This window comes from Stenotrophomonas sp. SMYL20, assembly GCF_036320045.1.
In the GTDB taxonomy this organism is placed as follows: Bacteria; Pseudomonadota; Gammaproteobacteria; order Xanthomonadales; family Xanthomonadaceae; genus Stenotrophomonas; species Stenotrophomonas maltophilia_A.
On sequence record NZ_JAWIRT010000004.1, the window covers coordinates 160,273 to 186,754 of the forward strand.

Consider the following 26,482-nt stretch of genomic DNA (forward strand, 5'->3'; position numbering starts at 1 on the left):
GCTGGTTTACAGCACCTGCATGGTGACCGCGACGAAGTGGCAGACGCTGCCACCGATCACGAACAGGTGCCAGATCGCATGCGAATACGGGATCGATTCACGGTGGTAGAAGTAGGTCCCCAGCGTGTACGACAGGCCACCGGCGAACAGCCAGGTGAGGGTGCCGCCGTCGATCGAAGCCCACATCGGCTTGATCGCCACGACCACCAGCCAGCCCATGGCGATGTAGATCACCGTTGAGAGCACCTTGAAGCGGCCGGTGTAGAACAGCTTGAACACCACGCCGCCCAGCGCCAGCGCCCAGATCGCGGTGAACAGGCCCCAGCCCCACGGACCACGCAGGCCGATCAGGGTGAACGGGGTATAGGTGCCCGCGATCAGCACGTAGATCGCGCAGTGGTCGAACACCTTCAAGCGGCCCTTGGCGACCGGATGCTGGATGGCGTGATACAGGGTGGAGGCGGTGTACAGCAGCAACAGCGCGATACCGAATACGATCGCGCTGGCCAGCTGCCAGCCGTCGCCGTAGATCGCAGCCAGGGTGATCAGCACCGCGCTGGCGGCCAGGGCGAACACCGCGCCCAGGCCATGGGTCAGGGCGCTGGCGATTTCTTCACGGATCGAAGCAATGGACGTCGTGGACATGGGCATGGGCATCGTTCACGGGGAGGGGGACCCGCGTCCCCCTATCATCGCCGCGATGGCCGCCGTGTGCACGCCCGTCACCGTATGGTGGGTGAATCCCTGCGTTGCGCCGATGAATCCGTGAGCGGTAGATCCACGCCATGCGTGGATGAACCACCCGCGACGGCCGGGGGCAGAGCCCTTTCCCTGCGGAAAGGGATCCGGCCCGCTGGCATCAGCCCACCGAAACCGTATGCGCCGCTTCGCGGGTGGCCGAGAAGCGCACGTCCGGCGAGCGTTCCTGCGCCAGCTGCAGGTTGACCCGGGTCGGTGCCAGGTAGACCAGGTGGCCGGCTGCATCCAGCGCCAGGTTCAGCGCATTTTTCTCGCGGAACTCTTCCAGCTTCTTCTCGTTGCTGCAGTGGACCCAGCGCGCAGTGGTCACGCTGACCGGCTCGAAAGTGGCTTCCACGCCGTACTCGTCCTTCAGGCGGTAGGCGGCCACGTCGAACTGCAGCACGCCGACCGCACCCAGGATCAGGTCGTTGCTGGTCAGCGGGCGGAAGAACTGGGTCGCACCTTCTTCGGACAGCTGGGCTAGGCCCTTCTGCAGCTGCTTGAGCTTGAGCGGATCGCGCAGGCGTGCGCGGCGGAACAGTTCCGGGGCGAAGTTGGGGATGCCGGTGAAGGTGACCGCTTCGCCTTCGGTGAAGGTATCGCCGATGGAAATGGTGCCGTGGTTGTGGATGCCGATCACATCGCCCGGCCACGCCTCGGCGGCGATCTCGCGGTCGCTGGCCATGAAGGTCAGCGCGTTGGCCAGCTTCATTTCCTTGCCGGTGCGCACGTGGAAGGTCTTCATGCCGGCGCTGAAGCGGCCCGAGCAGACCCGCATGAACGCCACGCGGTCACGGTGCTGCGGGTCCATGTTGGCCTGGATCTTGAACACGAAGCCGGTCAGCTTGTTCTCTTCCGGGGCGATCTCGCGGCCGGTGGTGGAACGCGCCTGCGGCGACGGGGCATGTTCGACGAAGAAGTCCAGCAGCGGCTGCACGCCGAAATTGTTCACGCCGGAACCGAAGAACACCGGGGTCTGCTTGCCGGCGCGGTAGGCGTCCAGGTCGAACGGATGGCTGGCGCCCTGCACCAGTTCCAGTTCGTCGCGCAGGTCGGCCAGCATCTGTGCACCGATCTTCTCGGCCAGGCCGGGCGCATCGATGGACGGGAAGATGGTCGAGTCCTGGCGGGTGAAGTTGCGGCCCGGTTCGTACAGGTGCACTTCGCCGGTCAGCAGGTGGACCACGCCCTTCAGGCGCTGGCCCATGCCGATCGGCCAGGTCACCGGCGCGCACTGGATGCCCAGCACGGTTTCCACTTCATCCAGCAGCTCGATCGGGTCCTTGCCCTCGCGGTCGAGCTTGTTGATGAAGGTCATGATCGGGGTGTCGCGCAGGCGGCACACTTCCATCAGCTTGATGGTGCGCTCTTCCACGCCCTTGGCCACGTCGATCACCATCAGCGCCGAGTCCACCGCGGTCAGCACGCGGTAGGTGTCCTCGCCGAAGTCGGCGTGGCCGGGGGTGTCGAGCAGGTTGACGATCTTGCCTTCGTACGGGAACTGCATCACCGAGGAGGTGACGGAGATGCCGCGCTCTTTTTCCAGCGCCATCCAGTCGGAGGTGGCGTGGCGGGCGGCCTTGCGGCCCTTGACCGAACCGGCCATCTGGATCGCGCCTCCGAACAGCAGCAGCTTTTCGGTCAGCGTGGTCTTGCCGGCGTCAGGATGGGAAATGATGGCGAAGGTGCGGCGACGCGACGCTTCGTTGGCGACTTCGGACATGGCAGTGGCGCCCGCCCGGGGCGCTTTTCAAAGAGATAAGCGCCCGATTATACCGGCCGGGGGCGGTCAGCGCCCGGTGCCGCCTTCGGCCTCGCCCTGGCGGGCGAACTGCAGTTGGCCCTGTTCGGCGAAGATGCGTGCCGGCACCGAGCGCAGGCCCATGCCGCGGTTGACCTGCACCACGAAGTGCAGGTGCGGCGCGCTGCTGAAGCCGCTGTTGCCGGACAGGCCGAGCGGCTGCCCGGCCCCCACCGCCTGGCCGCGACGCACGCGCATGCCGCCGGCCTGCAGGTGGCCGTACAGCGCCATGCTGCCGTCGCTGTGCAGCACACGGATGAAGTTGGCGCGGGCACCATCACGTTCGCGGTCCTGGCCGTTGCCACGGAAGCCATCCTGGATCTGCATCACCGTGCCCTCGCGCGCGGCCAGCACCAGCGTGCCTTCCGCCAGTGCGAAGTCCACCGCGTCGCGGTTCTCCTCGTCATCGTGGCTGAACCGGCCCTGCGGCGCCTGGTCCACGCGCGGACGGGCCGCATCGAACGGCAGGCGATAGGCGACATCTTCGGCCTGTGCGGCCGGGTTGCCCGGCACCGACTGCAGGCGCAGATCCAGCGTGCGGCCATCGAGCGGGGCGGGCAGGTGGCCGACCACCAGGCTGCTGTCGCCCTGGATCAGCGATTGCAGCGGCAGCCCTTCGACCGGGCGTCCGGGTGCAGCGCGCAGTTCGATCTGCAGCGGTCCTGCCAGCCCATTGTCGATCCGGGCCTGCCATTGCGTGCCGACCGGCTGCAGGCGCAGCCGGGCCATGGGGGCGGCGCCCTCGGCACTGCCAGCGTGGGTGGTTGAGGTGGCGGGGGAAACCAGTCCCCAGCCCTGGCGCCAGTCACCGGCGCTGGCCGTCGTGCTCGCCAGCAGGGACATCAGCAGGCAGGTCAGGGGCAGGCGCAGCATCAGTGGTTCCAGAGGGTAGGGACCGCCGGGACTGTAGCCGATCCTGAACAGGACGACCGCGACCGCCTTCGCACAGTCGCGTTGAAAATATTCATCGCTTTATCCGCATGAAGGGATTGACAGTGCCGGAAAGGGCTGGCATCGTGGCTCCACCATCGAGACCGGCAGAGGGACAGGCCCTTTGAAGCCGGGGCAGCCCGCGGATGCGAAAGCGTCTGCGTAGGTGCCAAATCCTGCGGGGACCGTGGCGTCCACCGAAAGATGGTTCGAACCATGCACCCCACGTGCATCTCGAACGCGGGCCCCGCGAAGGCTCGATGGCCGATTCCCCAACCGGATCCCGCCATGAGCTTCGCCGCCAGTACCGCGCTTCGCCCCGAACCCTTTGTCCCCGTCAGCGTGCCGGTCGAAGACCGCGTGCATGCCGAGCGCGGTGAGTTCGCCGCGGTGCTGTCGATGCGTCACGCCGGCCCCAGCCCGGTGCGCCTGCGCTATGAGTGGGTCGGCCCGGCCAATGCGCCGGTGGTGGTGCTGGCCGGTGGCATTTCCGCCCATCGCCACGTGGCGTCCAATGCACAGTTCAGCGAGAAGGGCTGGGCCGAAGACCTGGTCGGCAGCGGGCGCGCGCTGGATCCGCAGCAGCTGCGTGTACTGGCCTTCGACTTCATCGGCGCCGACGGTGCACTGGATGTGCCGATCGATACCGCCGACCAGGCCGATGCACTGGCGCTGCTGCTGGACCATCTCGGCATCCGCACGCTGAAGGCGTTCGTGGGCTACTCCTACGGGGCGCTGGTCGGCCAGCAGTTCGCGATCCGCCACCGTGCACGCGTGCGCCAGCTGGTGCTGGCCAGTGGCGCGCATCGCCCGCATCCGTATGCCGCCGCCTGGCGCGCATTGCAGCGCCGCTCGGTCGCGTTGGGCCAGCTGCAGTGCGGCGAAGACCACGGTCTGGCGTTGGCCCGGCAGTTCGCCATGCTCAGCTACCGCACCCCGGAAGAGTTCGGCGAGCGCTTCGATGCCGCGCCGGAAGTGATCAATGGCCGCGTGCGCGTGGCCGCCGAAGACTATCTCGATGCGGCCGGTGCGCAGTACGTCGCGCGCACGCCGGTGACTGCTTACCTGCGCCTGTCCGAATCGATCGACCTGCACCGCGTCGACCCCACCGCGATCCTGCCGCCCACCGTAGTTGTCGCGGTGGAGGGTGACCGCCTGGTGCCGCTGGCCGACCTGGTCGGTCTGGTCGAAGGGCTGGGCCCGCGCGGCAGCCTGCGCGTGCTGCGCTCGCCCTATGGCCACGACGCCTTCCTCAAAGAAACCGATCGCATCGACGCGATCCTCGCCACCGCCTTCCGCACTTCTGGAGAGTCCGCATGAGCCTGCACGCCAATGAGCCGTCCTGTAGTCGCACCACTGCCGCCGTCCGTGCCGGCATCGATCGGGACACCGCACACGGCGCGGTCACGCCGCCGATCGTGCTGTCGTCGAACTTCAGCTTTGAAGGTTTCGGCAACAAGCGCCAATACGACTACACGCGCAGTGGCAACCCGACCCGCGACCTGCTGGGTGAAGCGCTGGCCGAACTGGAAGGTGGCGCCGGCGGCGTCATCACTGCCACCGGCATGGGCGCGATCAACCTGGTGTTGAACGCGCTTCTGCAGCCGGGCGATACCCTGGTGGTTCCGCACGATGCGTACGGCGGCAGCTGGCGCCTGTTCAACGCGTTGGCGAAGAAGGGCCACTTCGAGCTGGTCACCGCCGACCTGACCGATCCGCGCGCGCTGGCACAGGCGCTGGCCACGCAGCCGAAGCTGGTGCTGGTGGAAACCCCGTCCAACCCGCTGCTGCGCATCACCGACCTGCGCTTCGTCATCGAGGCCGCGCACAAGGCCGGTGCGCTCGTGGTGGTCGACAACACCTTCCTGTCGCCGGCGCTGCAGCAGCCGCTGTCGTTCGGTGCGGACCTGGTGCTGCATTCCACCACCAAGTACATCAATGGCCACAGCGATGTGGTGGGTGGTGCGGTGGTCGCGCGCGATCCGGCACTGCACGAGCAGCTGGTGTGGTGGGGCAACGCACTGGGCCTGACCGGTTCGCCGTTCGATGCGTTCCTGACCCTGCGCGGCCTGCGCACGCTGGATGCGCGCCTGCGCGTGCACCAGGAAAACACCGCGTCGATCGTCGCCCTGCTGGACCAGCATCCGGCGGTCGGCACGGTGTACTACCCGGGCCTGGCCGATCACCCGGGCCACGCCATCGCCGCGCGCCAGCAAAGCGGCTTCGGCGCGATGCTGTCGTTCGAACTGGCCGACTGCGAAGGCGATGATCCGCATGCCGCAGTGCGTGCCTTCGTCGATGGCCTGCGCTGCTTCACCCTGGCCGAATCGCTGGGTGGCGTCGAAAGCCTGATCGCGCACCCGGCCACCATGACCCATGCGGCGATGACCGCTGAAGCGCGCGCGGCCGCCGGCATCAGCGAAGGCCTGCTGCGCCTGTCGGTCGGCATCGAGGCCGAGCGTGACCTGCTGGCTGATCTCGGCGCAGCGCTGCAGCGCGCCGAAGCCGTGATCGATGCGGCTGCGCGCCGCAAACAGGTGGTGGATGCATGAGCGCGCTCGCCGCTGACATTCCTGCGCTGGGCGTGGGACGCCTGGCGCTGCTCGGCACCGGCACGGTGGGCTCTGCCTTCGTGCAGCGCTACCAGGCGTTGCAGGCACGCGGGTTGGAACTGCCCAGCGTGCAGTGGCTGGCCAATTCGCGCACCGCACTGGCGATCGACCGTGATCTGGCGTTGCCGCTGGAGCTGGCACGACGCGCACCGCGTGACGGTCTCAGCTCACCGCCATGGGCGAGCGCCGAAGGGCTGGAACGGGGTGACGTGGTGGTCGATGCCACTGCCAGCGAAGATGTGGCCGCACGTCACGTGCAGTGGCTGGCGCGTGGGGTGCACGTGGTCACCGCCAACAAGCTGGGCCGCGGTGCGCAGCTGGCACGTGCCACGGCCATCGCCGAGAGCTGCGCAGACAGTGGCGCACGCTATGGCGACAGCGCCACCGTCGGTGCCGGCCTGCCGTTGCTGAGCAGCCTGCGCGCGCTGGTAGCCGGTGGCGACCACATCCACGCCATCGAGGGCGTGCTGTCCGGCTCGCTGGCGTGGCTGTTCCATCGCTATGACGGCCAATCGCCGTTCTCGGCGGCGGTGCGCGAGGCGCTGGCGGCCGGTTATACCGAACCGGACCCGCGTCTGGATCTGTCCGGCGAGGACGTGCGCCGCAAGCTGCTGATCCTGGCGCGCAGCAGCGGGCTGGCGCTGGATGCTTCGCAGGTGCAGGTGGATTCACTGGTGCCTGAAGCGCTGGCAGCGCTGCCGCTGGAGGATGCGGTGGCTGCGCTTGAGCAGCTGGATGCGCCGCTGCAGGCGCGCTGGCAGCAGGCACGCGACAATGGTCGTGTGCTGCGTTTCGTCGGCCGCGTTGATGGCGAGGGTGCGCAGGTAGGTCTGCGCGAGTTGCCGGCCGATCACCCCTTGGCGCAGGGTGCGGGCACCGACAACCGCGTGGCCATCCACAGTGATCGCTACCGCCGCCAGCCGTTGCTGATCCAGGGGCCGGGCGCGGGTGCGGAAGTCACTGCGGCCGCGTTGCTGGATGACGTGCTGCGGATCGTGGGTTGATGTCCGTGCTGCTGCGTTCGCCGGGCCATGCCCGGCGGGCCCGCAATCTCAACGCGACCTCAACGCCTTCAACAATGCCGCATTGAACTGCTTCGGGTCCTGCACCTGCGGCGAATGGCCCAGTTCGGCGAACTCGACCAGCGTCGCGCCCGGAATGGCCGCCGCCGCTGCTCTGCCCAGCACCGGATAATTGCCCAGCGTCGCCTTCACCGCAGGCGGCGCCAGGTCACGGCCGATCGCGGTGCGGTCCTTCTGGCCGATGAACAACGTGGTCGGCACCTGCAGATTCTTCAGTTCGTAGACCACCGGCTGGTTGAACACCATGTCCGATGCCAGTGCCTGGCTCCATGCAACGACCTGCTTGCCCGGGCCTTCATACATGCCCGACTGCATCCGCGCCCACGTTTCATACGCCGGCTTCCACTTGCCGTCGTAGTACACGTCCAGCTGGTAGCGGCGGATGCTGTCATAGCTGATGTTCATTTCGCCGGCGTACCACGTGTCGACGCTGCGCCAGGGAACACCCAGCGCCTTCCAGTCTTCCAACCCGATTGGATTGACCAGTGACAGGCTGCGCAGGTCCTGCGGGAACATCAGCGCGTAGCGCACCGCCAGCATGCCGCCCATCGAATGACCGACCAGGTGCACCGGTACATCCCCCAGTTGCAGCTGTTGCAGCAGGGCATGGGTGTTGGCGGCCAGCTGCGCGAACGAATACTGGTAGCGTTCGGGCTTGCTGGACTTGCAGAACCCCACCTGGTCCGGGGCGATCACCCGGTAGCCGGCGGCGACCAGTGGCTTGATCGATTCCTTCCAGGTGGCGGCACAGAAGTTCTTGCCGTGCAGCAGCACCACCACGCCGATGGGCGCCTTCTTCGGCGCGATGTCCAGGTAGGCCATCTCCAGCGGCTGCCGCTGCGATTCCAGCCCGAAGGTCTTCACCGGATAGCCGTAGTCGAAACCCTCCAGCCGCGGCCCGTAAGTGGGCGCGGCCAGCGCAGGCAGTGGCAGGCAGGCAAGCAGGGCGGCAGCGATCACGCGCATGGGGCAGTCCGGGGCGAGGGAGCCCCGAGCCTAACCGGAACGCGGTGACGACGTCGTCCGATGTTGAGCCGGGCTCATGCCCGGCTGCAGGGTAGAGCCAGGCCATGCCTGGCTGCGGCCATCAGCACTCGATGACGTTCACCGCCAGGCCACCGCGGCTGGTTTCCTTGTACTTGTCCTGCATGTCGCGGCCGGTATCGCGCATGGTCTTGATCACCTTGTCCAGCGACACCTTGTGCTTGCCGTCGCCGCGCATCGCCATGCGCGAGGCATTGATTGCCTTCACCGCACCCATCGCATTGCGCTCGATGCACGGGATCTGCACCAGGCCGCCGATCGGGTCGCAGGTCAGGCCCAGGTTGTGTTCCATGCCGATTTCCGCAGCATTCTCGATCTGGCTCGGGTTGCCGCCCAGCGCCGCGACCAGGCCGCCGGCCGCCATCGAGCAGGCCACGCCCACTTCGCCCTGGCAGCCCACTTCGGCACCGGAAATCGAAGCGTTTTCCTTGTACAGGATGCCGATCGCCGCCGAGGTCAGCAGGAAGTCGAACACACGCTGCTCGTTGGCGCCCGGGCAGAAACGGTCGAAGTAATGCAGCACCGCCGGCAGCACGCCGGCTGCACCGTTGGTCGGCGCGGTCACCACGCGACCACCGGCGGCGTTTTCTTCGTTCACCGCCAGTGCGTACAGGTTGACCCAGTCCAGCGTGGTCAGCGGATCGCGCATCGCCGCTTCCGGCTTCGACGACAGCTCGCGGTACAGCGCCGGTGCGCGACGGCCGACCTTCAGGCCACCCGGCAGCACGCCTTCCTCGCGGATGCCACGCGCGACGCACGACTGCATCGCGCTCCAGATCTCGCGCAGGTTGGCGCGGATCTCGTCTTCGCTGCGCCAGCACTTCTCGTTCTCGAACATCAGCTGGGCGATGCTCAGGCCGCTGCGTGCGGTCTGCGCCAGCAGCTCGTCGCCGCTCTTGAACGGGTAGGGCAGCGGGGTCTCGTCGGGCACGATGCGGTCATCGGCCGCGTCGTCCTGGTTGACCACGAAGCCGCCACCGACCGAGTAGTAATCGCGGGTGGCAATTACTTCGTCCTCGGCGTTGTACGCGGTGAAGCGCATGCCGTTGGTGTGGTACGGCAGCTTCTGGCGCTTGTTCATGCCGAGGTCGCGCTTTTCGTCGAAGGCGATCTCGTGCTGGCCCATCAGCTGGATGCGCTTGCTGCTGCGGATGCGCTCCAGGGTGGCCGGGATGATGTCCGGGTCGATCAGGTTCGGCCGCTGGCCTTCCAGGCCGAGCAGGATCGCCTTGTCGGTGCCATGGCCGCGGCCTGTCAGCGCCAGCGAGCCATAGACATCGGCGCGGATGCGCGCGACCTCGTGCAGGCGGCCCGGATCGAGCAGCCAGCGATGGATGAATCGCTCGGCGGCCTTCATCGGCCCGACGGTGTGCGAGGAGCTCGGGCCAATGCCGATCTTGAAAACGTCGAACGTGCTGACAGCCATGGTTGCCGTACTGCGGGTACCGGAAGAGACCGCTATTCTAGCGGTTCACGCCGCACTTCAATGGCTGCGGCGCAGCATTTCCACCAAGGGGACCCTGCCGGTGTTGACTCTGTTCCAGCGTGACGACTGCCACCTGTGCGACATGGCGCTGGCCGAGCTGGCCAAGGCCCGGGCGCCGGAATTCGAATCGGTGTTCCTGGATGACCAGCCAGCGCTGGAATCGCGCTACGGCGCGCGGGTGCCGGTGCTGCGCGACGAGCGCGGCGACCGTGAGCTGGACTGGCCGTTCGACGCGGCTGCGATTCAAGCCTGGCTGGCCGTCGAACGGTAGTGCCGGCCGCTGGCCGGCACCTGCCCGCATCGGTGAGGTTGCCGGCCAGCGGCCCGCCCCCCCCCCCCCCCGCGGGGGGGGGGGGGGCCCCCCCCCCCCCCGCCACCACCGGAGATGATGGCCGGGGCGGTGCCCCGGCCCGTTGATCATTTCGCGTCGAACTTCACGATCGTGCTGATCGCGGTTTCGTCCGGGATGGTCTTGGTGTCGGCCCAGTCACCGCTGCCGACGCCGAAGTCCAGGCGCTTGACGGTGGCCTTGCCGGTCAACACCGGCTGGGTGCCCGGCTTCCAGGTGAAGGTGAGGGTGACCGGCTTGCTGACGCCGCGCAGCTCCAGCGTGCCGTCGGCGGCGAACTGGTCGTTGCCCACCGCACGGAAGCCCTTGGCGGTGTAACGCGCAGTGGCGAACTTGCCGACGTTGAAGAAGTCGGCGGTCTGCAGGGTCGAGTCGCGGTCGCTGTTGCCGCTCTTGGCACCGGCCAGCGGAATCACCACGTCCAGCGAACCGGCGGCCGGGTTGGCCGGGTCGAAGCTGAGCTTGGTGGCAAAGCCCGGAAAGCTGCCGGTGAACACTTCGCCGTCGTACTTGGTGGCGAACACCAGGATCGAGCCGGCGCCGGGGGCCTGGGCGTAGTCCGCAGCGAGCGCCGGGGCGGTGGCCAGCATGCCGGCCAGGGCGGCGGCCACGGCGGCCGGAGTGGTCAGTTTCAGGTTCATCGGTCAGTCCTTCTGAGGGGAGGCGAGCCAGCCGCGCGGCAACATGCGGGACAGCGTTGCATCGCGCTGGAACAGGTGGTGGTAGAAGGCAGCGCCGGCATGGGCCAGCACCACCGCGATCAACAGCCAGAAGCCGTATTCGTGGATGGCGTGGGACACCGCGACGACCTGCGGATCCGGGCCACTCAGCTTGGGCACATCAACCAGGCCGAACCAGCGGAACGGGCGCAGGCCACTGGCCGAGTCGTACAGCCAGCCCGACAGCGGGATGGCGAACATCAGCACATACAACAGCACGTGGGTGGCGCTTGCGATGCGCTCCTGCCAGCTGGGCACGCCCGGCACCGGCTTGGGGGCGCCGGCGTACAGGCGCCAGCCGAGGCGGAACAGCACCAGCGCCAGTACGGTGATGCCGATCGACTTGTGTGCGGTGTAGACCCAGAAGTACTTGGGCGTCTTGGGCAGTTCGCCCATGGTCAGGCCGACCACGCCCAGGGCGAGGATCAGCAGTGCGATCAACCAATGCAGGATCTGGCTGACACTCCCCCAGGCGGCGGGGGTGTTCTTGGCGGTCATGAAAGGTCCTCTAGCGGGCCGTCTTGGGGTCGGAGTGCGGAACGGGAGCGGGAGTTCCCGGGGCGTCGCTGCGGTCGAGGGTGGCTTCAGCCTCGATCCTCAGCTGTACTGCATCACCGATGACGCCCGGCCAGGCGGTGATGCCGAACGCGCGCCGGCTCAGCGTGGTGCTGGCGGAAAAACCGGCGGTGCGTCGGAACGGGGGAAGGGGGTAGCGCTTGATGGCGTTGAGGGTCACGTCCAGGGTGACTTCCTGGCTGACGCCGCGCAGGGTCAGGGTACCGATCACGTGCGCACGCTTGGCATCGATCGGTTCGACCCGGCTGGAGACGAAATGTGCCTTCGGGAAACGCTCGCCATCCAGAAGGCTGCGGGCCAGCGTGGCCTGGTTCCATTTGGCATCACCTAGGTCCAATCGCGACACGGGGACCTCGACATCCAGTGTGGCCTCGCGCCAGTTGTCGGGATCGAACTGCAGGCGGCCCTCACTGCCGGAGACCGTACCCATCGCCTGCGAGTAACCCGCGTGGTCGATGGTGAACAGCACACGCGTATGCACCGGATCGAGGCGATAGGTATCTGCATCCGCCCAGGCGGGGGCGGTGGCGAGCAGCATCGGCAGCAGGGCCAGGCAGGGACGCATCGATGGCGGGCTCCGGAAGGGGGACGTTGCGATCATACGCACAGCCCCCCGCCAACGTTGCGTGCATGGCTGCAACAGTTCGTGGTGGGTCCACCGGTGGAAACAGGCTGTTGCAGCCATGAACCCGGCCCTGTGTGACAATCGGGACAGGACAGGGGGTTCAGGATGACGAGCGGTTGGCGCCTGTGGTGCCGAGGCATCGCGGGAATGGGGCTGCTGCTGATGGCGTTCGCCACGGCGGCTACGGCCCTCGACATGGCGGAAACACCGCGCCTGCGCCGTTTCGGTGCAGCTGAAGGCATGCCCTCGCGCATGGTGCTGGCGCTGGCCGAGGACCGCCAGGGTCATATCTGGGCGGCCACCGATGGTGGCCTGGTGCGCTATGACGGCGGCAACCTGCGGGTCTGGGAACATGATCCGGAGCAGCCGGGCTCGCTGCCCGGCAACGAGATCGAGACCCTGCTGGTCGACCCCCTGGACCGCGTCTGGGTCGGCATCAATGGCAAGGGCGTGGCCCGGCTGGATGCCGACCGCGAACGCTTCAAGACCTTCGATGCGGTCAACGGCCCCTGCATGAGCCAGTTCTGGACGCTGGCCTACGCCGAGGATGCACTGTGGATCGGCACCAGTGGCCATGGCGTCTGCCGTTTCGGTGAAGACGGCAGCCTGCGCTTCTTCGAGCATGATCCGGCCCGTCCTGGCGGGTTGCCCAGCAATACCATCTACAGCAGCCTTGTCGACGCGCAGGGGCGACTGTGGATCGGCACCGAGGCGGGCATTGCGCGCTGGAACGGGACTGGATTCGAGGCTGTCGCGCCGCGCGAACTCGGGGCGCTTAGTGTATTGCGGCTGAGCCGCGACCCCGATGGCTCGATCTGGGCCGGCAGCCAGAATGACGGCCTCTACCGTATCGACGCGCAGGACCGGGTCAGCCGTCCGCGCTGGGCCGACAGTGCACACCTGCGTTCGGCACTGGTGCTGGCCGATCGCCAGGGCGGTTACTGGGCGGGCACCTCCGATGGCCTGTTGCGTGGAGATGCCAGCATGCTGCGGCGGCTCGACGGCGACCGCGGCAGTGGCTTCCTCACTGCCCAGAGCGGTGTGCTTGATCTGATGCAGGACCATGAGGGCGGATTGTGGGTGGCGCTGCTGACCCAGGGCCTGGCCTACCTGCCGCCGGACTGGCGCCGGTTTTCGATCTGGAACCAGCTTGACGGCAAGCCGCTGGACAGCCAGTACCTGCTGAGTGCAGCCAGTGATGGCCGGAATTACTACGTCGGCTCAGCGCATGGCGTGTACCAGCTGGACGCGCAGGGAGTACTGAAGTTGCTGGCCAGCGATCGCGAGATCGGCAGCGGGGCGGTGTGGTCGGTGCTGCCGCGGCCGGACGGGCGCCTGTGGCTGGGGCGTGCCGGCCGCATCAGCGTGTACGACCCGGCCACCCGCGCGCTGCACGATTGGCATATCGATGGGGGAGCCGATCTGCGCCAGCGCATCGATCTGATGCGGCAGGCCCCCGATGGCACGGTCTGGCTGTCGGTGATGAACCTGGGCCTGCAGCAGCGCAGCGCCGATGGCCGCGTGCTGCGTAGTTACCCGCTGGAGGATCTCCGCAAGACCGCCGATTCACCGGTTGAGCAGATCCGCTTTGATGCACAGGGCAAGGCCTGGGTGATGGGCGACATGGGGATCTGGCGTGAACAGGCCGGGCGCTTCGAAGCGGTGCCGGGCGTTTCGCGCGGGCTGATCTACGATCTGGTGTGGGTGGATCCACAGCAGCTGTGGCTGGCCCGGCAGGGCGCGCTGGAACGCTACCAATGGGATGGCATGAGCCTGCGCCTGATCCAGCGCATCGATGGCAGTGCTGGCGTGCCCTCGGTCAGCATGGGAGGACTGGCGCTGGCCGAAGACGGCCGCCTGTGGGCGACCACGCCACGTGGCCTGCTGCGGTGGGACCCGAAAACGCGCCGCCTGCAGCAGTTCAACGAACGCGATGGCCTGCCCGACGCCGAGTTCACCAGCAGGCCGCCGGCGGTGAATGCCGATGGTCGCGTGCTCGCGGTGGCCCAGACCGGCCTGGTCGTGTTCGATGTGAATGCTGCCGATGCGGTGCTGCCGCCGTCGTCGCTGGTGATCGCCGAGGTCCGCGTGCGGCGTGATGATGCCCGTGGCTGGCAACCGCTGCCGACCACCGGCACGCTGTTGCTGGGGCCGGATGATCGTGATCTGCAGATCGATGCGCGACTGCTTTCCTATGCCAATCCGCAGGGCAACCGTTACCGCTTCCGGGTGCAGGGCTACGACCAGAACTGGGTGGAGCAGGGCGGTGACGGCCAGCGCACGCTGTCGCGGCTGCCGACCGGCAGCTACGTCATTGAAGTCCAGGCGGCAACGGCCAGTGGCACGTGGACGCCTTCACAGCGGTTGCAGGTGAAGGTGCTGCCGCCCTGGTGGCGCAGCGGCATGGCGATCTTCGGCTACCTGCTGATCGGCTCGCTGCTGCTGCTTATCCTGGTGTGGTCGATCCGTGCGCGCCTGCGCCGCCGCCAGCAATGGCAGTTGACCGTGCACAAGCAGCAACTGGCAGAGCAGGCCTCCCAGGCCAAGAGCCGGTTCCTGGCCACGCTGGGCCATGAGGTGCGCACGCCGATGACCGGTGTGCTCGGCATGAGCGAGTTGTTGCTGGCCACCCCGCTGGATGCGGTGCAGCGCAGCTATGCAGGCTCGATCCAGCAGGCTGGCAGCCACCTGCTGCGGCTGGTCAATGACGCACTGGATCTGGCCCGCATCGAGGCAGGCCGGCTGGAGCTCGACCTGCGCCCGTTCGATCTGGCTGGCCTGCTCGACCAGGTGCAGGCGTTGATGGAGCCGATGGCGAAGCAGCGCAACCTGGGGTTCCAGCGTGGGGGCGATCCGCCGGGGCCGATCAGCGTCAGCGGCGACGAGATGCGCGTGCGGCAGATCCTGCTCAACCTGCTGGGCAATGCAATCAAGTTCACCGAGCGCGGGCACGTCGGCCTGGCCGTGCGCCTGGAAGAGAACGGTGGCGGACTCTGCTTCGAAGTGCATGACACCGGCCCAGGCATCAACGCCGAACAGCAGGACCGCCTGTTCCATCGCTTCGAACAGGCGGACGGCCCGCGCACCGCGTCGCGCTATGGCGGCAGCGGGTTGGGCCTGGCGATCTGCCAGGAGCTGGCCGTGGCCATGAACGGACGCATCGAAGTGGACAGCCAGCCGGGCAAGGGCGCGCGATTCCGGGTGTGGTTGCCGCTGCCCTGGATCCGGCAGGCCGCCAATGCGCCGGGCGAGTCGCCGGTGCTGCCGGTGCTGCCGCCGCTGCGCATCCTGCTGGTGGAAGATGACTCGACCGTGGCCGAGGTCATCGCCGGCCTGCTGCGTGGCCGTGGCCACGACGTGGTGCATGTGCTGCATGGCCTGGGCGCGCTTTCGGAGATTGCCACCGATGGTTTTGACGTGGGCCTGCTCGATCTCGATCTGCCCGCGCTGGACGGCACCGCCATCGCTCGCCAGCTGCGTACCATGGGCTATGAACTCCCCTTGGTGGCGGTCACCGCGCGCTCCGATGCCTACGCCGAGACCCAGGTCCTGGCGGCCGGGTTCGATGGCTTCCTGCGCAAGCCGGTGACCGGTGACATGCTGGTGACTGCCATTGCCCAGGCGCGCGCAAAACGACAAGCCGCCCTTTGAATGCGCCAGCGCCGGGCGTGAACGGCGCGACTTTCGGTTTACCATGCCGACGCCCGTAGTGCGGGAATCATCAGAAGCAGCGTGAGGAGGCAATCGGTGGTGTATCTGCGGGCGGCGATGCTGCTGCTGGTCCTCCTGTGCTGCCTGTCGCCCGCTGCGGCGCAGCCGGTGCCACCGAGCCCGCGCCAGGTGACGGTGTTCGACGGCTTGCCGTCCAATACCGTGAACCGCATGGCCGAGGACCGTTACGGTTACCTCTGGATCGCCACCAACGACGGTCTGGCCCGCTACGACGGGCGCAACTACCGGATCTGGCGCTCGGAAGACGGCCTGCGCGACAACCGCATCTGGACGGTGCTGGTCGATGCCCGCAACCAGCTCTGGATCGGCACCGAGAACGCCGGTCTGGTACGGATGTCGGCCGATCGCCGCCAGCTGCATTTCTACGACCGCAGCAGCCAGCCGTTGATGGGCACCAACACGGTCTGGAGCCTGGCCACCACGCCGGATGGTTCAGTCTGGTTCGGCACCCACGAAGGTGGTCTGTACCGCCTGGACAACCAGGACCGGCTGCAGCGCTTCCTGCCCGAAGCGAACAACCCACGCAGCCTGCCGGCCGCATCGGTGCCTTATCTGGCAACCCTGGCCGATGGCAGCCTGTGGATCGGCACCAAGCATGGTGTCGCGCGCTGGACCGGCACGGACTTTGAACGGGTTGGTGCCGGCATCGTTCCCAGCCTGCTGATCAATGGCCTGACGGCCGAGCCCGATGGCAGCCTCTGGATCAGCACGATGGCCGGTGCCATCGTGCGTCGTCCCGATGGTCGTTTTGAGGCACCGTCCTGGAAGCTGCCCGAAGGCGAACAGGTGCTGGGCATGATGCTGCGCGACGAGCAGGGCGGGCACTGGCTGGACACCCGCACCGGCCTTGGCCGCGCGGTCGATGGCCAGTACCAGGCCGTGCCGCTGTACAGCGCGGTGGCGCGTGGCCCGGTACGCCCGAACTGGACCGGCGCCTACGAGGATCGCGAGGGGGGCATCTGGCTGGCCAGCACCAACGCCGGCCTGTGGCACCTGCTGCCGCGCTGGTGGCAGTTCTCGGTGCTGTCGCGGCTGGAGGACGACCCGCGCTCGCTGCGCAATGCCTTCGTGCTGGGTACCAGCCCGTCCAGCAACGGCGGCATCTGGACGGTCGGCAGCCACGGCGCGCTGGACCGCTTCGATCCGAAGAGCGGCCGCATCGAACAGCACCGCACCTGGGTCAACGGCATGCACTGGCTGACCTCGGTGCGCGAGGATCGTCGCGGCCAGGTCTGGATCGGCTCCAACGACGCGCTGCTGCGCTACGACCCGAAGCGGCGTGATCTGCGCCGCTGGGGCCGGGATGCCGGCGCCGACGCGACCATGGAAGGGGTCATCGAATCGATGATGACCTGTGATGGTGACAGCCTCTGGCTGATGCTGCCGTCGGGTCTTCAGCAGCGCGATCTGGATGGGCGCCTGCGGCGCCAGCTGGACAATGGCCAGCGCGGATTGCAGCAGGGCCAGCTCAATCTCGATGTGGAATGCGGGCCGCAGGACCATATCTGGCTGGCCAGCAGCCGAGGCCTGCTGCAGTGGCTGCCGGAAAGCGAGCGCTTCCAGCCGGTGCCGGGCGCACCGGCGACCGCGATTCATGCACTGCACGTGGGCAGCGATGGCCAGGTCTGGCTGTCCGAGGATGGCCGCCTGTCGCGCTACCGCTGGAGCCAGGGCCGGCTGGAGCGGCAGGCCGTGATCGGTGCCGAGCAGGGCTACCCGGCGATCTCCGCTTCGGGGCTGGTGGTCGATGCACAGGGGGTGGCGTGGGCAACCAGCGCGCGTGGCCTGGTGCGTATCGGCGCCGATGGCCAGAGCGTGCGCCTGTATGGCGTGCATGACGGCCTGCCGAGCCAGGAATTCCGCGAGCACACGCTGGTGATGTCGGGAGACGGCCATCTGGTGGCGGGTACGCCGGCCGGTGTGGTGGTGTTCGATCCGGAGCAGGTGCGGCCCTCGATGCGGCGTGCGCCGCTGGTGATCGAGCGGGTGGAGGTGCGCCGCAACGAGCAGGTGCTGGACCTCACCCACGACACGCCGTTGCAGATCGCCGATGGCGACCGCGATCTGCGCATCGTCGCGCGCCTGTTGTCGTTCGCCGATTCGGCGTCCAATACCTATCGTTACCGGTTGGCCGGCTATGACCCGGACTGGGTGGAAGTGGGACCGGCCGGTGAGCGCTTGTTCTCGCGGCTGGCACCGGGCAGCTATCGGCTGGAAGTGCAGGCGCGGTCGGCCGACCATGTCTGGTCACGGGTGCAGAGCCTGGAATTCCGCGTGCAGCCACCGTGGTGGCGCAGCCTGTCCGGCCTGCTGGTGCTGGCCTCGTTCGCGCTGCTGCTGACCAGCTGGTTCGCCTGGCTGTACCGTCGCCGCCTGCAGCGTCGCCACGCCTATCAGCTGGCGCTGCACAAGCAGGAGCTGGCCGAGCAGGCATCGGCGGCCAAGACCCGCTTCCTGGCCAACCTTGGTCATGAGATCCGCACGCCGATGACCGGTGTGCTCGGCATGAGCGAGCTGCTGCTGTCCTCACCGCTGGATCCGCAGCAGCGCGGCTATACACAATCAATCCGCCACGCCGGCGAGCACCTGCTGCATCTGGTCAACGATGCGCTGGACCTGGCGCGGATCGAATCGGGCCGTCTGGAGTTGCAGTCCAAGCCGTTCGCGCTGAGCTGCCTGCTGCAGGACCTGGCGGCGCTGATGGGCCCGTTGGCTGCACAGAAGGGCCTGCGCTTCACCCTCGACAACCAGTTGCCGCCCGGCCTGCAGGCCACCGGCGACGCGATGCGGGTACGGCAGATCCTGCTGAACCTGCTCTCGAATGCGGTCAAGTTCACCAGCCGCGGCACCATCACCCTGCACGCGCGCAGCGACGCCGAGCTGCGATCTCTGCATTTCGAAGTGCGCGACACCGGCCCCGGCATCAGCCAGGAGCAACAGCAACGCCTGTTCCGCCGCTTCGAGCAGGCCGATGGTGCACGTACCGCGGCGCAGTACGGCGGCAGTGGCCTGGGCCTGGCGATCTGCCGCGAACTGGCGCATGCGATGCAGGGGCGGATCCAGGTGGAGAGCCAGCTCGGTCGCGGCACCTGCTTCGGAGTGACGTTGCCGTTGCCGATGGTGGTCGATGCCGATGCCGAAGCAGATGGTGAAACGCACCGCGAGGACGCGGCCAACATGCCGCCATTGCGGGTACTGCTGGTGGAGGACGACGCGACTGTGGCCGATGTGGTGCGCGGGCTGCTGAGTGCGCGCGGGCACGAGGTGGTACATGCGGGCCATGCGCTGGCGGCACTGCGTGAGATCAGTGCCGGTGATTTCGACGTCGGCCTGCTGGATCTCGACCTGCCGGGCCTGAGCGGCTTCGAGCTGGCCCAGCATCTGCGCAACCAGGGCTACATGCTGCCACTGCTGGCGGTGACCGCGCGTACTGACCCGGACCTGCAGCAGCAGGTGGAGGCGGCCGGCATCGGCGGCTTCCTGCGCAAGCCGGTGACCGGGGAACTGCTGGTGGAAGCGATCGCCCGGGTGATGGGAAGGTAGGTTCGGCAGGGCCTGCGGCCCTGGTACACGCCATCGCATGCGCGCTGTCGCTCCCACGCTTCGCTGCGCGAAACGCGGGCCCCTCTTACCAGCGCCCATACCCCCGCCGCTTCGCGGCCGCCCCCCGACTCAGGGGGCTCTCCTCCAGACCCGTCGTGGTCTCCAGTAGATCCACGCCATGCGTGGACGAATCTCTGTCAGATATCAAAATGGATCTGACCCCATGTACATTTCGATATCTGACCGATGTGTCGACCAAGGTCGACACCCACCAACAGCAGCGCCCATCTGTCAGAGGTGGGGCGGTGTCGGATTGCGGGGTGTCAGCCGCATGGATGCGGCTGCCAAGCCTACAGGGACGTACTTGCGGCGTCCCCGCAATCCGACACCGCCCCGCCATTCCACGGAATGCCCGCTTTTGACGCTGACGTTGATTCGGCGGGTGCAGGGTGCAACCCTGCCGAACCCCCTCACTCCGCGACGTGCTCGACCTGCCGTGGCTCCGGCTTGGTGTCCGGCAGCTGCCAGAAGATCATCGTCGAGGTCAGGGTGATCGCGCCCACGCACAGGAACGTCGCATGCAGTGCCGCGGTGGCGCTGTTGCTGTCCAGGTGATTGCCGAACGCGGCCAGCAGGCTGCCGGCCGCCGCGGCACCGAAACCGGCGGCGAGCATCATCACCATCGACAGCAGGCTGTTGCCGGAACTGGCGAACTCGCGGTCCAGATCCCGCAGCGTCACGGTGTTCATCACGGTGAACTGCAGTGAATTGACCGCGCCGAAGAACGCCAGCTGCAGCAGGCGCCAGGCCAGGTGCTGGCCGGGTGTCATCAGGATGAAGCTGGCCATCGCCAGGCCCACCAGCACGGTGTTGACCATCAGCACGCGGCGGTAGCCGTAGCGCTCGACCAGCTTCACCGCCAGCTTCTTCGACACCATGCCGGCCGCCGCCACCGGCACCATCATCAGGCCGGCGTTCATCGGGCCAAGGCCCAGGCCGACCTGCAGCAGCAACGGGATCAGCATCGGCATGGCGCTGCTGCCGATGCGCGAGAACAGGTTGCCAAGGATGCCGATGCGGTAGCTGGGCACGCGGAACAGGGCCAGCGAGAACAACGGCGCGGTGGAGTTGGCGGCATGCAGCCAGTAACCGACCAGTGCGGCCAGGCCGGCCACGGTCATCAGCATCACCAGCGCATGTGGCGTTCCGAGCCCGGAGATGCCGTCCAGCGCCAGCGACAGCACCACCATCGCAAAGGCCAGCATGATGTAGCCGCGCAGGTCGAAACGGGTGCGATGGCTGGCGTAGTGGTCGGGCATGATCTTCATCGCGGCGATGAAACCGATCACGCCGATCGGCAGGTTGATCAGGAACACCCAGTGCCACGACGCGATCTCGACCAGCCAGCCACCCAACGTCGGGCCGATCAACGGGCCGACCAGCGCGGGGATGGCGATGAAGCTCATCGCGCGCAGGAAGTCCTCGCGTGGCACCGAACGCATCACTGCCAGGCGGCCGACCGGCAGCAGCATCGCACCGCCGATACCCTGCAGCACACGTGCCCCAACCAGCTGGTGCAGGTGCTGGGCCAGCGCGCAGGCCAGCGAGCCGAGGGTGAACAGGATGATCGCTACCAGGAAGGTACGACGCGTGCCGTAGCGGTCGGCGATCCATCCTGAGGCGGGAATGAAGGTGGCTACCGCCAATGCGTAGCTGAACACCACCGACTGCATCTGCAGCGGGCTTTCGCCCAGGCTGGCCGCCATCGCCGGCAAGGCCGTGTTGACGATGGTCGAGTCCAGCATCTGCATGAAGATCGCCAACGAAACCAGCCACAGCAGGGGGCGCTGGCGGTTGTAGGTCGATGGCGATGTAGACATGGGGTGTGGCCGGTGCAGCGTGGGGGACGCCATGATCGCGCACTGCGGGTCACGGCGCGATCAACATCGCGCCGCAACCGCATGCGCAATGCTCAGCGCTGGCTGTGCGCGTGCACTGCGTCGACCAGCACCTGCACGTGCGCCGGGTCCATGTCCGGCGACATGCCGTGACCGAGGTTGAACACATGGCCCTCGCGCGAACCGCCGTTGCCGGCGGCATAGGTGTCGAGCACGCGTGCTGCTGCGGCGGCGATCGCATCCGGCGAGGCGTACAGGGTGGTCGGGTCGAGGTTGCCCTGCAGGGCGACGCGGCCGCCGGTGCGGCGCATCGCCTCGTCCAGATCCAGCGTCCAGTCCAGGCCCAGCGCATCGGCACCGGTCTGCGACAGCGCTTCCAGATGCAGGCCGGTGCCCTTGCCGAACAGGATCAGCGGGGTGCGCTCGTTGCCTTCGCCGCGCTCCAGGCCCTCGGCAATCCGCTGCAGGTAGCGCAGCGAGAACTCGCGGTACATCGACGGCGACAGCACGCCACCCCAGGTATCGAATACCTGCAGCGCCTGTGCACCGGCCGCGCGCTGCGCGCCGAGATAGGCGATCACCGCCTCGGTGGTGACCTCCAGCAGGCGGTGCAGGGCCTGCGGATGGTTCAGTGCCATCGCCTTGATGCGCGCGAAGTCCTTGCTGCCGCCGCCCTCCACCATGTAACAGGCCAGCGTCCAGGGGCTGCCGGAGAAACCGATCAGCGGCACCTGGCCGTCCAGCTCATGGCGGATCAGGCGCACCGCGTCCATCACGTAGCCCAGGTCCTGTTCCATGTCCGGCACCGCCAGCTTGGCGATGGCCGCTTCATCACGCACCGGGTGGCGGAACTTCGGGCCTTCGCCTTCGACGAAGTACAGCTCCAGGCCCATCGCATCGGGAATGGTGAGGATGTCCGAGAACAGGATGGCCGCATCCAGCGGGAAGCGGCGCAGCGGCTGCAGGGTAACCTCGCAGGCAATCTCCGGATTCTTGGCCATGGCCAGGAAGCTGCCGGCCTTGGCCCGGGTCGCGCGGTACTCCGGCAGGTAGCGGCCGGCCTGGCGCATCAGCCAGACGGGGGTGCAGTCCACCGGTTCGCGGCGCAGGGCGCGCAGCAGGCGATCGTTGCGGAGAGGGCTGGTCACGATGGGCATTCCTTGGACGAAAGTTGGCAGCGGCGTCAGTCGCCGTGCGAGAGGATCTGGAAACCGAGATGCAGTTCGGCATCGCGGGCCTTCTCGAAGGCATGGCGGGCTTCGTCGGCCTGCAGGAACAGCTCGCGCCGCAGCTGCGAGCGGCTGCCGACGCGGCCGCTCTCGCGCAGCAGTTCCCAGCCGCCGAACAGATCCGGCTGCAGGCTCAGGCGCAGGAAGCGCGGTGCCTGCGCACCGGCGTCGGGATGTTGCAGGTAGACGTGCATGGCGCCGATTGTAGCGGGGCCAGGGTGACCCCGGCCGCAACGCGGTCGTACCGGCCGTTGGCCGGCACTACCGGACCGACAGCACCTTCAGCACCGCTGCCTCATCCACGTCCGGCACCACTTCGGCGCGGCCCATGCCACGCCACAGCACCAGGCGCAGGCGGCCGGCCACGTTCTTCTTGTCCAGCCGCATGCGGCCGAGCAGGGCCTGCGGGTCCAGCCCCGCCGGGATCGCCACCGGCAGGCCGAGGCGTTCCAGCAGGGCCTGCAGGCGCGCACGGTCGGCATCGTCGGCCAGGCCCAGGTCGGTGGACAGCTTCGCCGCCAGCACCATGCCCACCGCCACCGCCTCGCCATGGTTCAGCGCATCGCGGCCGGGGGCGGAGTAGCCCTGTTCGGTCTCGATGGCGTGGCCGAAGGTGTGTCCCAGGTTGAGCAGGGCACGTTCCCCCTTCTCGAACGGATCGCGCTCGACGATGGCGGCCTTGTGCCGGCAACTGCGCGCGATGGCTTCAGAAAGCACGTTGTCTTCGCCGGCCAGCAGCGCATCGGCATGCTGCTGCAGCCATTCGAAGAACACTGCATCGCCCAGCGCGCCGTACTTCACCACTTCGGCCAGGCCGGCGCGCAGCTCGCGCGGCGGCAGGGTGGCCAGCACGCGGGTATCGGCAATGACCGCGCGCGGCGGATGGAATGCGCCGACCAGGTTCTTGCCGGCCGGAATGTCGACCGCGGTCTTGCCGCCCACCGACGAATCGACCATCGCCAACAGGGTGGTCGGAAGCTGCACGCAGTCCACGCCGCGCATCCAGCAGGCCGCGGCAAAACCGGCGAGATCACCGACCACGCCGCCACCGAGGGCGAACACGCAGGCATCCCGGGTGGCGCCGAGCGCGGCCAGCGCTTCGATCGCGCGGCCGAATTCGGCCAGGGTCTTGGAGGCTTCGCCGGCGGCCAGCACGTGCTCGCCGACGATCAGGTCGGGGCGTGCGGCCAGCAGCGTCTGCTTCACGGCTGCCAGGTAGCGCGGAGCCACTTCGCTGTCGCTGAGCAGCAGCACGTGGCGGCCGCGCACATGCGAGGCCAGCGCGGTGCCGTCGGTCTGGGCACCAGCGCCGATGGTGATGGAGTAGGGGCGGTCGCCGCCAACGGCGACCTGCAGCAGGGCGGGGGAAGTCATGCGGTCAGGTCCTGGCGCTGCCATTGCGTGGCCAGCTTGACCACCAGGTGGGCGGTCGCGTCGGCAGCGGTGTACGGGTCGGTATCGAGGGTGAGGTCGGCCAGTTCGCGGTACAGCGGGTCGCGGTGAGCAGCCAGATCGTGCAGCACCTGCTCGCGGTCCGGGCGCTGCAGCAGTGGCCTGCCTTTGTCGCGGGCCAGGCGTTCCAGCTGCGCGGCCACGCTGACCCGCAGGTAGACCACGAAGCCGCGCTGGGCAATCAGGGCGCGGTTATCCGGATCGAGTACGGCGCCTCCACCAGTGGAAACCAGCTGGCCGCGGCCTTCCAGCACACGGGCCAAGGCTTCGCGCTCATGGCTGCGGAAGCCGGTTTCACCCGAGTGCTCGAAGATGGTCGGGATGCTGGCGCCGGCGGCATCGACGATGGCCTGGTCGACATCGACGAAGTCCAGCGTGAAGCGCTCGGCCAGGCGGCGGCCGATGCAGGTTTTGCCGGCGCCCATCGGGCCGATCAGGATCAGGTTCGGAGCAGGATTCATGCCCTCTGATGCTAACACCTCCGTGCCCTTGCCTTTACGTTCTTCACGTCAGGGTAGGCGTTCCTGCGGGGTCTCCCGCGCCAGCCGGAGTACAGGCCATGACGGTCGCCAAGGTCATCGAAATCACCGCCTCCTCGCCCAAAAGCGTGGAAGACGCCGTGCGCAGCGGGCTGAAGAAGGTTTCCGAGACGGTCAAGGGCATCCAGGGCGCCTGGGTGAACGAGACCAAGGTGGTCACCAATGGCAGCGGCGAAATCACCGAATGGCGGGTCAACCTGCGGGTGACCTTCCTGGTGGAATAGGCGCGCTCAGCGTACGTCCTGCACCTGGCGCTGGCCGTCCAGCACCACCACGTGGTCGGCCAGGGCGGGCAGGGCGCGCAGTGCCTGCCGGCTGACCCGCTCGTAGTACTGCACGAAGCGTTCCAGCTGAGGCCGGCTCATGCCGTGCCGGCCCGGCTGCGCGGCCTGCAGGTTCTGCTCCTGCTGCCAGCGCCAGCGTGGTACCACCGAGAAATCCGGCGGCTGCAGGAACCACAGGCGGTCGCAGCGCTGCCACAACGCCGGGTAGTCGCGGGCCAGCGCCTGGTTGCACCAGCGGCGCCAACGGCCATCGGCGTCGGCCTCGCGCTCCAGTGCGTTCAGCGGGCTGTCCAGTGCGTTGTCATCCTGCGCCGGTGTGCCGAGGAACCAGCCTTCGAATACCAGCAGGTCCAGCGTTTGTTGCAGCTGCGGCCATTGCGCTTCGGGCAGGCGTTCGTCGGCCAGCTTGTCGAAGCGCGGCATGGCGAAGGGCTGGCGTGCGGCCACCGCGTCCAGCACGGCATGGGCCAACGGCAGGTCGTGGGTGCCGGGCGGGCCGCGGGTGATCAGCAGCGGATGCACCTGGCGGGCCAGTCGCTGGCGCTGCGCACGGGTGAGGTAGACATCATCGATCGACAGCGTGGCCGCGTTCAGGCCGCGTGCCTGGGCGCGCGCCACCACCTGCGCGGCCAGCGTCGATTTGCCGCTCCCCTGCAGGCCGCTGATCGCCAATACTGGAATCGCTGCACCGCTGCCCAGCGCATCATCCAGCGCCTGTTCGGCCAATGTTTCGGGGAATCCTTTCACCTGGGGCATATACGCAGCAGCGGCCATGCAGCCACAATAGCCCAATCCGTGTGAGAAGAACGCAATCATGAGCGACCTGTACGCCGAAGCCCTGTCCACGTTTGCCGGCCTGTTCGACGAGGCCAAGCAGAGCCGCGAGGTCGAGCCGAATGCGATGACCGTGGCCACCGCCGATACGCAGGGCCGTCCCTCGGCGCGTACCGTGCTGCTGAAGGCCTTCGACGAGCGTGGCTTCGTCTTCTATACCCACCTGGACAGCCACAAGGGCCAGGAGCTGCAGGCCAATCCGCAGGCCGCGCTGTTGTTCCTGTGGCGCAGCCTGCGCGAGGCGGGTATCCAGGTGCGCATCGAAGGCCGTGTCGAGCAGGTCGCCGATGCTGAAGCCGATGCCTATTTCGCCAGCCGCCCGCGCATGAGCCAGATCGGCGCCTGGGCCTCGCAGCAGTCGAAGACGCTGGCGACGCGCGAGGAATTCGATGCGCGCGTGGCCGAGGTCGAAGCCCGCTTCGAGGGCAAGGACGTGCCGCGCCCGGAGGGCTGGAGCGGCCTGCGCGTGGTGCCTGACCGCATCGAGTTCTGGTATGGCGCGCAGTTCCGCCTGCACGAACGCTGGTGCTATGAAGCTGGTGCCGAAGGGCGCTGGAGCAAGCGCCTGCTGTATCCGTAAGGCAACCTGATGCAACGCCTGCCGCTGTACCGTGTGGTGGTGTTCGTGCCGTCGGCAGCACTGGATGCAGTGAAGCAGGGCATCCTCGCGGTGGACGCGCTGTCGGCCGGCGACTACGAGCACGGGATGTGGTGGTCGGCGCCGGGGTTCGAACAGTTCCGTCCGCGCGTGGGTGCGTCACCCGTGCAGGGGGAGGCCGGTCGCACCGAGGTGGTCGACAGCGTGCGTCTGGAGTTCTGCCTGCCTCGGAATCTGCAGCGGCTGCAGCGTATCTTCGAACAGGGCATCGTGCCGCATCACCCGTGGCAGGTGCCGGTGGTGCAGGTGGAGGAAATCGAGCTGCTGCTGGCCAGGTAGATCCACGCCATGCGTGGATGAGATGCTTGACGGAAGAGCGGTGCGAACCAAGGTTCGCACCCACCAGGC

General features: G+C 67.8%; 23 protein-coding genes and 1 riboswitch. Of the genes, 9 read left to right on the forward strand and 14 right to left on the reverse strand.

Annotated features, from left to right (window positions below; genetic code table 11):
* Window positions 1-6: 6 nt before the first annotated feature.
* The 3 genes from V3B48_RS04600 to V3B48_RS04610 form a co-directional block, all read right to left on the reverse strand.
* Entirely contained in the window at window positions 7-645 is a 639-nt protein-coding gene (locus V3B48_RS04600; RefSeq protein ID WP_005410682.1) for a hemolysin III family protein, read from the reverse strand.
* Between the two features lie 214 nt (window positions 646-859).
* The gene (locus V3B48_RS04605; protein WP_014038155.1) at window positions 860-2,464 is read right to left on the reverse strand and encodes a peptide chain release factor 3; all 1,605 of its coding nucleotides are present in this window, start codon (window positions 2,462-2,464) and stop codon (window positions 860-862) included.
* Window positions 2,465-2,530: 66 nt separating this feature from the next.
* Window positions 2,531-3,415: a M23 family metallopeptidase gene (locus V3B48_RS04610; protein WP_329893288.1), complete on the reverse strand. Its 885-nt coding sequence runs from the start codon at window positions 3,413-3,415 to the stop codon at window positions 2,531-2,533.
* Window positions 3,416-3,564: 149 nt separating this feature from the next.
* Window positions 3,565-3,683: riboswitch (SAM riboswitch) on the forward strand.
* Between the two features lie 77 nt (window positions 3,684-3,760).
* On the opposite strand from V3B48_RS04610, the gene V3B48_RS04615 reads away from it, so the two are divergent.
* The 3 genes from V3B48_RS04615 to V3B48_RS04625 are packed head-to-tail and all read left to right on the forward strand — an operon-like array spanning window position 3,761 to window position 7,088.
* Window positions 3,761-4,792 (forward strand): homoserine O-succinyltransferase, encoded by a 1,032-nt coding sequence (locus V3B48_RS04615; protein ID WP_329893289.1) that lies wholly within the window; start codon window positions 3,761-3,763, stop codon window positions 4,790-4,792.
* Entirely contained in the window at window positions 4,789-6,024 is a 1,236-nt protein-coding gene (locus V3B48_RS04620; protein WP_049401406.1) for an O-succinylhomoserine (thiol)-lyase, read from the forward strand. The genes V3B48_RS04615 and V3B48_RS04620 overlap by 4 nt, the downstream gene beginning before the upstream one ends.
* A complete protein-coding gene (locus V3B48_RS04625; protein WP_032127793.1) occupies window positions 6,021-7,088 on the forward strand; it encodes a homoserine dehydrogenase in 1,068 nt (355 codons plus the stop codon). Before V3B48_RS04620 ends, V3B48_RS04625 begins: the two co-directional genes overlap by 4 nt.
* 48 nt (window positions 7,089-7,136) lie before the next feature.
* Here the strand turns inward: V3B48_RS04625 and V3B48_RS04630 are convergent, their stop codons facing one another.
* Both V3B48_RS04630 and V3B48_RS04635 read right to left on the reverse strand, forming a co-directional pair.
* Window positions 7,137-8,132, reverse strand: a complete 996-nt coding sequence (locus V3B48_RS04630; RefSeq protein WP_329893290.1) for an alpha/beta hydrolase — start codon at window positions 8,130-8,132, stop codon at window positions 7,137-7,139.
* Between the two features lie 121 nt (window positions 8,133-8,253).
* Window positions 8,254-9,636, reverse strand: a complete 1,383-nt coding sequence (locus V3B48_RS04635) for an L-serine ammonia-lyase (protein WP_024956918.1) — start codon at window positions 9,634-9,636, stop codon at window positions 8,254-8,256.
* 100 nt (window positions 9,637-9,736) lie between these two features.
* On the opposite strand from V3B48_RS04635, the gene V3B48_RS04640 reads away from it, so the two are divergent.
* Window positions 9,737-9,967: a glutaredoxin family protein gene (locus tag V3B48_RS04640; protein WP_329893314.1), complete on the forward strand. Its 231-nt coding sequence runs from the start codon at window positions 9,737-9,739 to the stop codon at window positions 9,965-9,967.
* 146 nt (window positions 9,968-10,113) lie between these two features.
* On the opposite strand, the gene V3B48_RS04645 is transcribed toward V3B48_RS04640, so the two are convergent.
* Genes V3B48_RS04645 through V3B48_RS04655 form a run of 3 tightly spaced genes read right to left on the reverse strand, consistent with a single transcriptional unit; the run spans window position 10,114 to window position 11,905 of the window.
* On the reverse strand, window positions 10,114-10,686 hold the full coding sequence (locus tag V3B48_RS04645) for a YceI family protein (protein ID WP_010482754.1): 573 nt from the start codon (window positions 10,684-10,686) through the stop codon (window positions 10,114-10,116).
* A 3-nt stretch (window positions 10,687-10,689) separates the two neighbouring features.
* A complete protein-coding gene (locus V3B48_RS04650) occupies window positions 10,690-11,262 on the reverse strand; it encodes a cytochrome b (RefSeq protein WP_005410672.1) in 573 nt (190 codons plus the stop codon).
* Between the two features lie 10 nt (window positions 11,263-11,272).
* Window positions 11,273-11,905 (reverse strand): YceI family protein, encoded by a 633-nt coding sequence (locus tag V3B48_RS04655; protein WP_032127796.1) that lies wholly within the window; start codon window positions 11,903-11,905, stop codon window positions 11,273-11,275.
* 165 nt (window positions 11,906-12,070) lie between these two features.
* Between V3B48_RS04655 and V3B48_RS04660 the strand changes: the two genes are divergently transcribed.
* Together V3B48_RS04660 and V3B48_RS04665 are read left to right on the forward strand one after the other, a co-directional pair.
* Entirely contained in the window at window positions 12,071-15,616 is a 3,546-nt protein-coding gene (locus tag V3B48_RS04660) for an ATP-binding protein (protein WP_329893291.1), read from the forward strand.
* 96 nt (window positions 15,617-15,712) lie between these two features.
* Window positions 15,713-19,240, forward strand: coding sequence for an ATP-binding protein (locus tag V3B48_RS04665; protein ID WP_197617343.1), 3,528 nt, complete (start codon window positions 15,713-15,715; stop codon window positions 19,238-19,240).
* A 470-nt stretch (window positions 19,241-19,710) separates the two neighbouring features.
* Here the strand turns inward: V3B48_RS04665 and mdtD are convergent, their stop codons facing one another.
* From mdtD to V3B48_RS04690, 5 genes are all read right to left on the reverse strand, one after another.
* Window positions 19,711-21,120, reverse strand: coding sequence for a multidrug transporter subunit MdtD (mdtD, locus tag V3B48_RS04670; protein WP_010482759.1), 1,410 nt, complete (start codon window positions 21,118-21,120; stop codon window positions 19,711-19,713).
* 92 nt (window positions 21,121-21,212) lie between these two features.
* Complete coding sequence (gene hemE, locus V3B48_RS04675) at window positions 21,213-22,295, reverse strand: uroporphyrinogen decarboxylase (protein ID WP_121504643.1); 1,083 nt, start codon at window positions 22,293-22,295, stop codon at window positions 21,213-21,215.
* A gap of 26 nt (window positions 22,296-22,321) precedes the next feature.
* Window positions 22,322-22,561: a WGR domain-containing protein gene (locus V3B48_RS04680; protein WP_329893292.1), complete on the reverse strand. Its 240-nt coding sequence runs from the start codon at window positions 22,559-22,561 to the stop codon at window positions 22,322-22,324.
* Window positions 22,562-22,628: 67 nt separating this feature from the next.
* Entirely contained in the window at window positions 22,629-23,741 is a 1,113-nt protein-coding gene (gene aroB / locus V3B48_RS04685) for a 3-dehydroquinate synthase (protein ID WP_032127801.1), read from the reverse strand.
* Window positions 23,738-24,280, reverse strand: a complete 543-nt coding sequence (locus V3B48_RS04690) for a shikimate kinase (RefSeq protein ID WP_032127802.1) — start codon at window positions 24,278-24,280, stop codon at window positions 23,738-23,740. Before V3B48_RS04690 ends, aroB begins: the two co-directional genes overlap by 4 nt.
* Window positions 24,281-24,378: 98 nt before the next feature.
* Between V3B48_RS04690 and V3B48_RS04695 the strand changes: the two genes are divergently transcribed.
* Window positions 24,379-24,582, forward strand: a complete 204-nt coding sequence (locus tag V3B48_RS04695) for a dodecin family protein (protein WP_005410663.1) — start codon at window positions 24,379-24,381, stop codon at window positions 24,580-24,582.
* 6 nt (window positions 24,583-24,588) lie between these two features.
* Here the strand turns inward: V3B48_RS04695 and V3B48_RS04700 are convergent, their stop codons facing one another.
* On the reverse strand, window positions 24,589-25,416 hold the full coding sequence (locus V3B48_RS04700) for a kinase (RefSeq protein ID WP_329893293.1): 828 nt from the start codon (window positions 25,414-25,416) through the stop codon (window positions 24,589-24,591).
* A gap of 40 nt (window positions 25,417-25,456) precedes the next feature.
* Here V3B48_RS04700 and pdxH point away from each other — a divergent pair, with 40 nt between their 5' ends.
* Both pdxH and V3B48_RS04710 read left to right on the forward strand, forming a co-directional pair.
* On the forward strand, window positions 25,457-26,056 hold the full coding sequence (pdxH, locus tag V3B48_RS04705; RefSeq protein ID WP_049401396.1) for a pyridoxamine 5'-phosphate oxidase: 600 nt from the start codon (window positions 25,457-25,459) through the stop codon (window positions 26,054-26,056).
* A 9-nt stretch (window positions 26,057-26,065) separates the two neighbouring features.
* Window positions 26,066-26,413 carry a hypothetical protein gene (locus tag V3B48_RS04710; protein WP_329893294.1) on the forward strand — a complete coding sequence of 116 codons (348 nt, stop codon included), beginning with the start codon at window positions 26,066-26,068 and terminating at the stop codon, window positions 26,411-26,413.
* Window positions 26,414-26,482: the final 69 nt, after the last annotated feature.